The following is an 11,376-nucleotide window of genomic DNA, read 5'->3' as shown; positions in this document are numbered from 1 at the left end:
AAAATGGGGGTCATTTTACCCGTTTTTTACTCATTTTTCAGTGAAAATTCACCTAAAGGAGAGCGAATCACCACTTGATTACCTTGGCATTGTATTTGAAATGCTATGCCATTTTGTTTTACTTGTTGTTCACAAGGTAAACCTAAAAACTGTCGCTGAGCCTGATTTTCCGCAATCTGTAAGGCTTGAAAATCATGATAGATTTTCACCGCACTTTGGCGTTGATTTGCCGTCCAGCGATTAAACACAAGAAACAATGTGCTAAACACCATAAGCGTAAACAACACGGAAGTCAGCGACATTCCCTTATTCACTCGGGGCTTTAAAATCACTCCAACTTTTCTCCGCTAATTGCCATTTACTGTATTGTTGCACCAAAGGCTCAATGATCTTTTTACCATAGGCAACGGTCACACCTTCTAATAGGAGCTTTCCGCCTGTAATCACCGCACCACTCACCCGACCTTTACCACGCAGGGTTAAATCCCCTTCCGCGACCAAAATGCCTTGTACTATGCCATTCACTTCCCATTCGGTTTGCTTTCCTTGAAACCAATATAGCTGTGGCGTTTTATTCGTGACTAAAGGATGGGGAGGCGTTGAAAAGTGCGGGCGAAATTCATCAAGATTTTCTAAGTGAATAAAATTTGCCAACAAACCTTGATTATCACCTTTCGTTGGTGATTTTTTAAATATCGTAGTACGCTGACACCAGAGCGAATACTGAATGGCATCTTCTGTGTCCGCCATATGTATAGAAACCTGTCGAACACGATCCGAATTATCCAAAGGCAATGATAAACAAGCGTTTTCTTTTTCTTGCGATGTCATTTTTTGTAACACTAATGCTCGTTCCACATAATTTTTACGCTGCATTTGCAGTGCACGAAAAAAACTCAGGGTACTATCATCAAAAAGCAAGATCACCGCCAATAATCCTGAAAGAAAGATCAAAATATTGAGTGTTACTATGCCCTTTCTTCCCCTATACAGAATCATTGATTCCACAATGCCACCACCATAGCCGTTTCATATTGAATAGCCGGATAGCTTTTTAAATTGCCGGCAAGCTGAATTTCAACCCCTTTCCCCTCCGCCACCCAATTAAATTGCAAGTGAGTAATTTCATATTCATTTTCATCCAGTAAATCCGTCCAACCTCCCCCGGCATTACAAGCGGTTTGTTGAAGTGCTTTTTGACATTCAGTTGATTGGCACTTGCTATTAATTGCACTTTTATAGGTTTGTTTCGTTTCAATCATTTTACTATTCAATTTATAGCCAAAAAGCTCTTTTTCGATGCTTTTTGCCACATTTTGCCCCCCATTTAAACAAGTATTTTTCGTGAATTTTTCACCGATACATCCGTTTGCATTGAGATCGTAAAAAAATAAAGCACAACTATTTCTCGGTGCATTGTCTGCTTGAGAAATAAACAGTGCCAAGCCTTTTCCGTCTAACTCAAATAAACTGACATTGCTTTCAATTAACTTATTATTTAATGCCCGAAACCCTGCACGACGAAGATCTTTACCGATAAGCTGAATCGTTCGTTGCAATTCCGCCTGAAGTTTCAATCTCAACAGCATCTGTCGATTCTGAACTTGTATATTGGTGTAAAACCGTGACACCACCAACAAAAGTGCGGATGAAATAGCTAATGAAATCATTAACGCCAATAATGTTTGCCCTTTTTTCATCTTATTATCTCGCACAAGCACTGGCTGATTGATTTGGTTTCAATTTCAAACTACCTACATTAAAAAAGGAAAATAAGGTACGTTCCTCGCCTGCTTGCAATAAAAAACAGTTGGAATCAATGGTATTGCGTATGCCATTAAAACGCGCCACTTCCACGGGATAAATCTTCGGACTGATGAGCATGGTTTTCTCCGCAAAATAGGGATAATAAAAGTGGGCATAAACTGCTTTGGGGCAAGCTGTGGGATTCAAACAATCACAGAGTTTGTCATTTTTCACTTGAGCTGTCATACACCAACGCTTCGTTGTGGGATGACGGTTTGCCAAAATAAACCAAATCTCGGAAGAATTTTCCGCCCGCCCCTGGATTTGTCGCAAAAATAAATAAAGGCGATGCTGCTCTTTCGCTAAAATTCTCTTGGGATTATCAGTTTTCCAGAGGGGGACAGTAAAACTCAATGCAATACTGATAATCGCCAAACCGATTAATAATTCAATCAATGTCGCACCTTTTCGCATAAAACTTTCCTCAATTTCGACCGCACTTTAATGACTTTTCTCGCAAGTACAACAGTAATGAATCATTTTTTCGATTCAGATCGCAAAAGCCATAAAAAGATAAGGAAAAAATATTGTTTTATGATTTTCAGCTGGTTATTTTCATAAATGCCGTTATAATGGCGCGGAAATTTTCTGTTCTTTAAAATCTGGTGGAATTATGAATCCAATGTTAAATATCGCCATTCGCGCGGCGCGAAGAGCGGGCAATGTCATTGCTAAAAATTATGAACGCCGTGATACTATCGAAACAACGCAAAAAGGTATTAACGATTATGTGACCAACGTAGATAAACTTGCTGAAGCGGAGATTATTGAGATTATCCGTAAATCTTATCCTGATCACACAATCATCACTGAAGAAACCGGTGCCATTGAAGGGAAAGAAAGCGATATACAATGGATTATCGATCCACTAGACGGCACCCGTAATTTTATGAATGGTTTGCCGCACTTTTCTGTATCAATCGCTATCCGTGTGAAAAACCGAACCGAAGTTGGCGTGGTTTATGATCCTATCCGTAATGAATTATTCACTGCCGTGCGTGGTGAAGGTGCAAAATTAAATGAAGTGCGTTTACGGGTTGATGCAAAACGTGAACTTCAAGGCTCAATTCTTGCCACCGGTTTCCCATTCAAACAACCCAAACTGATGCCAACCCAATTTGCTATAATGAACTCATTAATTGAAAATGTTGCGGATTTCCGCCGTACAGGTTCTGCCGCATTAGATTTATGCTATGTCGCAGCAAGCCGTGTTGACGGTTATTTTGAAATGGGTATCAAAGCCTGGGATTGTGCAGCAGGTGATTTAATTGTACGTGAAGCCGGGGGGTTAGTTTGCGATTTCGAAGCAGGCAACGGCTATTTACGTAGTGGAAATATCATTGCCGCTCCAAGCCGAGTATTAAAAGAGATGATAAACAAAATTCGTCCTTGTTTAGGCGCTGATTTTAAAAACTAAAAAACTTTGAAAAAAACAACCGCACTTTTTATATCTCAAAGTGCGGTTATTTTTTTATCGTTTTTTCAATATCTTTGGAAAAAAAAGATATTCCCCTTTAATTGTTTTTTCCACTCCCCCATCGGATCAAACGTTCAACTAAATCCAATAATTCACTGCGCTTATCATTTTCTAATTCTTGTAATAAACGCTCTAAACGACGGGCTTGATCCATTGATCGATTGCTACTATCAATCACAAGGTCGGCAACCTCACAATGAAAAATCTCTGATAGTTCTACCAAACGAAGAATAGTAGGAACGGTTTTCCCTCGTTCCATTCGCGATACTGCATCATTGCTCATATCTAAAATTTCCGCCAATTGCGCCTGAGTCAACCCAGCTGCCTGACGATATTTAGTAATAGCACGACCAACAGTAAGCATTAATTGTTGTTTCTTGTCCGGCATTGCTTTCCCCTATATTGAAAGCAGCAATAATAAACCTTGACTTTCTCACATAAACAACTTTTAATTCCTTCACTAGACCTGAAAAGTCTAACAAAATCAAAATATTCAGAATAATAAAAAAATTTTTGTTTTCGACACAACCTGACACTTAAAATGAAAAAATTTTTGATAAATTATGTGACATCAATTCACAACGATGTAAAAAATGAAAAAGAATAACCAACTCGCACAACGTTTAGCAAAAATATTAAGCAAACTCAATCAAGGGATTCGCCTTGATATTCACCAATTAACCGAAGAATTTAATGTGTCATTACGCACCATTCAGCGTGATATAAACCGCTTTGATTTTCTTGAATGGGAAGAAAAAGGCGCAAGATACTACAAAATTAACCGTCAAAGACTGGGGTTTCTCACGGAAGAAGATATTCAACGCTTTGCCCTTTTTGTGAGCGTGGCAGATTTATTCCCTAAAATCGACCAACAGTTTTATCAAGAAAAACTGACCCAAAGTGTGCAAGTTAAAGGTTTTCAATATGAAAGCATTCATCATCTTGAAAAAGAATTTAACCAACTGCAACAAGCCATTCAACAACGCAATTTCGTTAGTTTTAAATATAAGAAATTGAATACCGAAGAAGGCAAATATTACAAAATCGCCCCTTATAGCCTGATTAATAAAAATGGTATTTGGTATCTCATCGGGACAGATCAAGATAAACAAAAAACCTTTTGTTTTACCCAACTAAGTGCGGTCGATATTTTAGATGAATTTTTCACGCCTAATCCGCAACTGCTAGAGGAAATCACAAAAAATGACAGCATTTCCCACGGCAACCAATTAAATGAAGTACTTATTAAAGTCTCCGCCTTCGCCGCTCCCTATTTCTTACGCCGAAATTTACTGCCGAATCAAAAATTGGTACATAAATCTGAAAACGGTGAATTGATTCTCGCCAGCGAAAATGTCCACGAACTGGATATTGTACCACTGGTGCAGTATTGGATACCCCATTTGACGATTATTAGTCCCGAAGCACTACAAGCTAAAATGATAGAGAAATTGAGCGTATATGTGGCTAATAATTAGGTAATATAATTGAACACTAAAATTAACTTAAATCTCAAAAAGGAAAATTATGAAACATCATATTCAACTGACCTATAATCCATTTTTAACAGAAAATAAAGCGATTTTTAAAATTGATGGGGTGGAACAAGAGAGAGATTACAGACACCTTAATCTACAATCTTGGATTAGCGACTTTTTTAATACAGAGTCAGAGAGATTAGAGGGTTGTAAATTATTTGACTTTGAATTTACAGGTTTAGAAGTAGATTGTCGGGATATGAGCGAAATAGTGGAAAGAGCTACTAAATCTCAAGGATTTGACATTAACTTTAAAGTAAATGCAATCCCATTTTCAGCTTCTGAGCGTTTAGAGAAGTTAGAAATACTTTTAGAAGACATGAAAGGAGATCCAATTTTTAAAGAGAAAATGGAAAAACACAATTCCTTTAAAACATTGGAAGAAAAGGTATTTGATGTTCTTGTTATTGCTACAATGTCTGCTGGTAAATCAACATTTATTAACACAATGTTAGGCTGTGATTTATTACCTGCTCATAAAAAAGCAACTACTGCAGGAATTACAGAAATTTTACATAATCCTGTGTTAAAACAAGGTGAGTTTATTGTCTCTCGTAAAAATATAAACGGTGAATATCTAGATAAAAATATTCAGTTAGATTTAACTAAACCTGAAAAAGCTCAGGAGGCAAAAGGATTAATAGCTAGTTGGAATAAAGAAATTGATAATGAAGAAATAAGCGAAGATAAAAGAACTGCAACCATTCATTTAGAAGGAAATTTAATAAACATTGATGTTCCATATAAGTTAAAATTACGTTTAAGTGATACACCGGGACCAAATAGTGCTAATAAGCTTAGGCATTCAGATATAATGTTTAAGAAAGTTAAAGATACCCAAAATAATCCTTTAATTGTTTATTTGTTAAACAGTGAAAACCCTGAAGCAAACGATGATGATAAATTATTAAAAGCTATATCGAAAGAAATGAAGAGTAAAGGGAAATTAGCTTCCGATCGTTTTATGTTTGTGCTAAGCAAAATGGATGAATGCTTTACTGACGATGAAGATATAAATCAGACGATTATAGATATGAAGGATTATTTAATTAGGCATGGAATTAAAAACCCTGAAATTTATCCTATCACTGCGGAGTTGGCAAAATTAGCCAGAATTGAAGAGCTGGATATTAAGTTATTAAGTGAAAATCAAAAGCTAAGACTTGATGGCTTAAAAAAATGTATTTTATCAGAAGAACGTTTTGATTTATCAAGATATATGCCAATGAGAACTGACTTAAGAGATCTAGAAGATAGCCTTTTAAAGCGTTCTGGTATACCAGCAGTTGAAATGGCGATTTCGAATTATATTAAAAAATATAATGAACCATATCGTATTATGCAGATGATAAAAGCAATGGAAGAAATAATTTCAGAGATCAAAGCGAATGTTGATACTGATATTTATCTAAAGGGAAAAAGTCTAGATGAACTTAATGAGTTAGCTAAAGGGCTCAAGAACGTTCAAGATAAACTAAAAAAATCTAACTATATTGAGCAAAGAATTGATGAGCTAAAAAAGGATGAAGAAGGACTAGATAATGAGATAGCAAATTTTTTCAATGCAAAGAGCTCCGCAATTTCATCTGAAATTGCGAAGTATCAAGAAAAGCTTAATAAGCAGGAGGACGAATTATCTTTAGATGAAGCTAACAAGTTAATGAGTGAATTGGCTCAAGAATTAAACTATCTAATTTTTGATTTACGTGCTGGAGTAGAAAATTTGGATTCTGAACTTCAAACTAAGACTCTAGAAAGGCTAAATGATGAGTTTGAAAAAATAGTTTCTGATCATTTTGATGATTTATTTGATAATCTTAGTGATACTGAAATAATGAAAAATATCAGTATACAAACTATAAATCTACAACATTATTTACATTTAGATGATGTAGAAATTTATGAAGAAGAAAAGATTGTAGGTAAAAGAAAAAAAAGCGTGTGGGAAAAAATTAAAGGTTTTTTTAAGTTGGATTTTTCTGATTACGAATATATAAAGCGTAATTTTAAATTTGTTGATATATCTAAATTTAAAGAAAAAATAATAAGTATAGACGTTAATTTTTCAAACGAGATTTATAGGTTGAGTGATAATTTAAAACAAAATGCGGCTAATTTAACTGAAAATTATTGTAAGCAATTAGAACAGAATCTTAAAAAGGAATTAAAAAAAATACTTGAAGATACCCAGAATAAAATTGCGATAAAAATTGATGAAAAAGGTGAGGTTCTAGAAAATATCGTTAAATCAATTGAAGCATTGAATAGCAAATTAAATTATTTTATAGAACAATTAGAAAGAAATAAGCATTTACAAGGAGCTTAAAATGAGAAATGAATATATCAATCAATTACTTTCAGATCAAAAAGAAAAATGCAAGGAGAAAATTGCACAATATGCTAAAAATCCAGATTCTAATATTAAAGAAGCCTTAAAAAGTGGGAATGTTAATTTATTGCGTTCAATTATTAAATTGGATTTAAATGAACCTAAATTATCTTTTGAAGAGTTAATGACTAAAACGCTATTTTTAGCTGAACAGGATTTACCTATTTTTATTCCGTTTGAAGTGTCAAAACTTCACTTAGATATTGAGATAGATAAAGAACTCTGGACAGCAGATTACTTCTTAAATCATAAAAGTTACTTAACTGTGAATTTTTCATTAGAAAGAATGATTCATTTAATTGATGTTAAAAGATATTTACAGGGCACTCTAGAAGATGAAAAAATCATTGTTGACCCAATGAAACATCATCCGAAAGGAATGACCGAGAAAATACAAGAAGAATTTGGTAAATTTAGACAAAACCCAACAAAATGGATGAAAGAAAATCCTAAGAAAGCGATTGGTGTTCTCGTAATTTTTGCAATCTTAACTTGGTGTTTATTATAGTATGAGGTTTTTATGTCAAACATAGCTACAAAGTCTGAAAATAACTCGGCTAAAGAGATATTCAATAAGGCAATAGCAATACTAGATATAGGTGAAAACTGGTTAAATAAAAATTACTTATCTGATTTAGAAAAATATAAAGTAAAAGATTTTGATGAAAAACAATTACTTAAATTAGGTATTAGTGATGTTAGCTTATTTCGATTAGAGCGAATAAATCTTGAAAATAAACAATCAATGTTAGAAAGTTTAACTTCGACTTATTATGCGTTAGGTACACAAGGCTATACCGTTTTTCTCCTGCTTGATTGTAAAAATAATGTTACTCAACTTTATTTAGGGGTAAAAAAATCAAAGGGGCAAGGAAAAGAAGGGGGCGATTTACTTAATGCTGTATTAAAAGGTCATTTTGCAGGAAGCCAATATACGAAAGAAGCAAAACCATCGGAAATACTTGAATTGTTGTCGCCTGAGCTTGATTTCTATCGATCAGTGACCAGCTTAACTAGCGTGCCTTCATTAGCTTTAGATGAACGTGAGCATTTTATGCAAGGCTTAGAAAAGTTTATTGATGCAGCAGAGCAACAAGATTTTCAAGCATTATTTTTAGCAGAACCCGTTTCTCTCATTGATTTAAATAGTGCAGAAAAACAATATGCAAATATAGCGACCCAATTATCTCCGTTAATTAAGCAGCAGCTTTCATTTAATGATACTGCAACACAAAGTATTGGTGAAAGCATTAGCAATGCTATTACAGAAAGTTTAACCCAAACTGAAACAACAGGGACTTCCATCACGCTTACCGTAAATGAATCTAAAACTAACAGTATAAACTTGGGAGGTGGAATAAATATAGGACACCCCAAAGTTGGTATAAATTTGAATGGTGGATTAGGTAAGGCCAGTGCTTATGGTGTTGCTAAGGCAGAAGGGGAGAATAGTTCCAGCGCTGTTGGAAGAAGCAAAGGAGAAACTAAAACTCTCGGACAAAATATAGGGTTTAGTGAAAGCACATCTCGTAATGTTGCTTTTGATACGCTCAATAAAGGTATTGAAAGAGTGATGCAATTGGTAGATACACACCTAGAACGTATCCAAGAAGCAAAATCTTACGGTGGTTGGTTAACTGCTACTTACTTTATTAGTCAAACAAAATCTCAAAGCCAAGCACTTGCGAGTATCTATTTAGGGCTTATGCGAGGAGAAAAATCTCATACTGAAATAGCTACCTTTTCAACTTGGCGAGATGAAGATGCAAAAGCTATTTTCAAATGGCTAAGAAATTTAACTCATCCCTGTTTCCATTCAGATTGGTATGATAATGATATTACTCCGGCAACACTTGTTTCTGGAAAAGAGATGGCTGTTCAATTAGGGTTTCCTCGTTGTTCTACTTCTACAGTATCTGTAGTAGAGACACTGCCATTTGGTCGTTCCATTCAAACAACAGGTACAGAAAAAGAAAGGCCAGAAAAATCGGTGCATTTAGGTACGATTTACCACTTATGGCAAGATACAAAACTAGCAGTTAATTTAGATGTAAAAAAATTATCTAGCCATTTATTTGTAACTGGCTCAACAGGCTCAGGAAAAAGTAATACGGTCTATCAACTACTTAATGAATTAGATCAGCATAAAATTCCATTTATGGTGATTGAGCCTGCAAAAGGGGAATACAAACACGTTTTTGGACATTATGAAGATGTTTCAGTATTTGGTACAAACCCTTTACAAGCACAATTACTTAAAATCAACCCATTTAAATTCCCTAATGGGATACATGTTTTAGAGCATATTGACCGATTGATTGAAATTTTTAATGTCTGCTGGCCAATGTATGCGGCAATGCCTGCGATATTAAAAGATGCGATGCTCAATGCTTATGAAACAAGCGGTTGGGATTTAACAACTTCTTGCAACTCAGTGTCAGATAGTCTTTTCCCAAGTTTTATAGATTTATTAGGTGCATTGGAAAAAGTCATCAACTCATCAGCCTATTCTGACGAGATGAAAAGCAATTACATTGGTTCGCTTGTTACACGAGTGCGTTCTTTAACTAATGGCTTAAATGGTCAGATTTTCTCGGCAAATGAGATCGACAATACCGTATTATTTGACTCAAAAGTAATTATTGACCTAAGCCGTGTCGGTTCGCAAGAAACAAAATCTCTGATTATGGGGATTTTAGTGATGCGTTTAAGCGAACATAGAATGTCTAATGCAGATGGCATGAACCAACCACTTAAACATGTCACCGTTTTAGAAGAAGCTCACAATATTTTAAAACGAACCTCGACAGAACAGAGCAGTGAAGGCTCAAATGTTGCAGGTAAAGCAGTGGAAATGCTATCAAATGCTATTGCCGAAATGCGTACTTATGGCGAGGGCTTTATTATTGCAGACCAGTCACCAAGTGCGGTCGATATTTCGGCTATTCGCAATACGAATACTAAAATTATTATGCGTTTGCCTGATGAGGCGGATCGTCAATTAGCTGGGAAATCAGCGGGGGTAAAAGACGAGCAATTGGAAGAAATTGCAAAATTGGCAAAAGGCGTGGCAGTAGTATATCAAAATGATTGGCTAGAGCCTGTGTTGTGTAATATTCATCATTTTAATTCAGACGAAAAACAGTATGAATATAAGCCTGTCAATGAGCTGGAAATGACAAAAAAAGCCTTCAATCAACATATGGCAGACTTATTATTTAGCAAGAAAACAAACAAGCGGTTAGATTTTACTGAAATTTCTCAAAGTATTAGGCAATCTCAATTAGGGGTTGAATATAAAAATTACTTCTTAGAAGTAGTAAATCGCCTTGAGCAAAATGTAGTATCACCTATTTTAGAAAAAGATGATGCTTATTTAATGGATCTCTATCAGCGAATTATTCAACAGCATATTGACAGAGTAAATGTCGATTTATCTGTTGAAGTACAGAAACATTTAGCAAACATTATGTAGAGGTTACTATGTTAGAAAAATTTAATCTTTCAGATGTGCGTCCTTTAAATGAAAGGATAGATGTTGATCCTTTTAAAATGCCAGATATTAGTGAACTACCGTTATTTGATGAGTCTGGATCAAACGAAAAAATGGATTCAATTCCTGATATAAGTACACTTCCCCCATTAGATGCAGAAATCGTTAATAAAACAAGAGATTCGGATATATCTAAAAATGGATATAATACAATCGAATCAGAAACTCAAGATGTAAATGATGATATCAAAAGTATTTCATGTCGAAATGAAGCATTAGCGGGGCTGGCTCACCCAGAAACTGGTGTTATGTTTGAAGAGAAAATTGTAGAAAATGCTGATGGGGAAAAAGTAAAGGGAGTATTTCCTGTTTTTGAGTCTACTTTCGATGCTCAATTAGGTGATGAATTACTTCAGGCATCAGATAAAAAGCAATTTGAAAAATGTAATCAGTATCTTAAAGAGGCAGTTGAAAATAATCCTGATTTGAAATCTAAATTCTCAAAAGAGCAGTTAGAGCAAATTGATAATGGGGATACTCCTGATGGTTATACTTGGCATCATCACGAAGAAAAAGGTAAAATGCAGCTAGTCGATACTGCAATACATAATAAAACAGGACACACAGGTGGCAAAGCCATTTGGGGTGGCGGTTCTGAACATAGATAATAGGA

The 11,376-nt window shown here is 35.0% G+C and carries 11 protein-coding genes; 6 read left to right on the top strand and 5 right to left on the bottom strand.

Annotation, left to right across the window (positions count from 1 at the left end):
• Positions 1-26 precede the first annotated feature (26 nt).
• The 4 genes from BKG94_RS05705 to BKG94_RS05690 are packed head-to-tail and all read right to left on the bottom strand — an operon-like array spanning position 27 to position 2,220.
• Positions 27-302 carry a DUF5374 domain-containing protein gene (locus BKG94_RS05705; RefSeq protein WP_143538908.1) on the bottom strand — a complete coding sequence of 92 codons (276 nt, stop codon included), beginning with the start codon at positions 300-302 and terminating at the stop codon, positions 27-29.
• 4 nt (positions 303-306) lie between these two features.
• The gene (locus BKG94_RS05700) at positions 307-999 is read right to left on the bottom strand and encodes a DUF2572 family protein (protein ID WP_077435098.1); all 693 of its coding nucleotides are present in this window, start codon (positions 997-999) and stop codon (positions 307-309) included.
• Positions 996-1,700, bottom strand: a complete 705-nt coding sequence (locus BKG94_RS05695) for a PulJ/GspJ family protein (RefSeq protein ID WP_077435096.1) — start codon at positions 1,698-1,700, stop codon at positions 996-998. The genes BKG94_RS05700 and BKG94_RS05695 overlap by 4 nt, the downstream gene beginning before the upstream one ends.
• A gap of 4 nt (positions 1,701-1,704) precedes the next feature.
• A complete protein-coding gene (locus BKG94_RS05690) occupies positions 1,705-2,220 on the bottom strand; it encodes a type II secretion system protein (RefSeq protein WP_077435094.1) in 516 nt (171 codons plus the stop codon).
• Positions 2,221-2,419: 199 nt separating this feature from the next.
• Here BKG94_RS05690 and suhB point away from each other — a divergent pair, with 199 nt between their 5' ends.
• Complete coding sequence (suhB, locus tag BKG94_RS05685; RefSeq protein ID WP_077435092.1) at positions 2,420-3,223, top strand: inositol-1-monophosphatase; 804 nt, start codon at positions 2,420-2,422, stop codon at positions 3,221-3,223.
• 97 nt (positions 3,224-3,320) lie between these two features.
• On the opposite strand, the gene BKG94_RS05680 is transcribed toward suhB, so the two are convergent.
• Positions 3,321-3,671 carry a helix-turn-helix domain-containing protein gene (locus BKG94_RS05680; protein WP_077435090.1) on the bottom strand — a complete coding sequence of 117 codons (351 nt, stop codon included), beginning with the start codon at positions 3,669-3,671 and terminating at the stop codon, positions 3,321-3,323.
• Positions 3,672-3,876: 205 nt separating this feature from the next.
• Here BKG94_RS05680 and BKG94_RS05675 point away from each other — a divergent pair, with 205 nt between their 5' ends.
• Genes BKG94_RS05675 through BKG94_RS05655 form a run of 5 tightly spaced genes read left to right on the top strand, consistent with a single transcriptional unit; the run spans position 3,877 to position 11,371 of the window.
• The gene (locus BKG94_RS05675) at positions 3,877-4,761 is read left to right on the top strand and encodes a helix-turn-helix transcriptional regulator (protein ID WP_077435088.1); all 885 of its coding nucleotides are present in this window, start codon (positions 3,877-3,879) and stop codon (positions 4,759-4,761) included.
• Between the two features lie 49 nt (positions 4,762-4,810).
• On the top strand, positions 4,811-7,147 hold the full coding sequence (locus tag BKG94_RS05670) for a dynamin family protein (protein ID WP_077435086.1): 2,337 nt from the start codon (positions 4,811-4,813) through the stop codon (positions 7,145-7,147).
• A 1-nt stretch (position 7,148) separates the two neighbouring features.
• Positions 7,149-7,718, top strand: a complete 570-nt coding sequence (locus BKG94_RS05665) for a hypothetical protein (protein ID WP_077435084.1) — start codon at positions 7,149-7,151, stop codon at positions 7,716-7,718.
• A gap of 12 nt (positions 7,719-7,730) precedes the next feature.
• Complete coding sequence (locus tag BKG94_RS05660; RefSeq protein WP_077435082.1) at positions 7,731-10,685, top strand: ATP-binding protein; 2,955 nt, start codon at positions 7,731-7,733, stop codon at positions 10,683-10,685.
• Positions 10,686-10,693: 8 nt separating this feature from the next.
• Entirely contained in the window at positions 10,694-11,371 is a 678-nt protein-coding gene (locus BKG94_RS05655; RefSeq protein ID WP_077435080.1) for an HNH endonuclease, read from the top strand.
• Positions 11,372-11,376: the final 5 nt, after the last annotated feature.

The organism is Rodentibacter ratti (assembly GCF_002000485.1).
Taxonomy (GTDB): domain Bacteria; phylum Pseudomonadota; class Gammaproteobacteria; order Enterobacterales; family Pasteurellaceae; genus Rodentibacter; species Rodentibacter ratti.
Note: the sequence above shows the minus strand (reverse complement) of the source record. Positions and strands in the feature narration are given on the sequence as shown.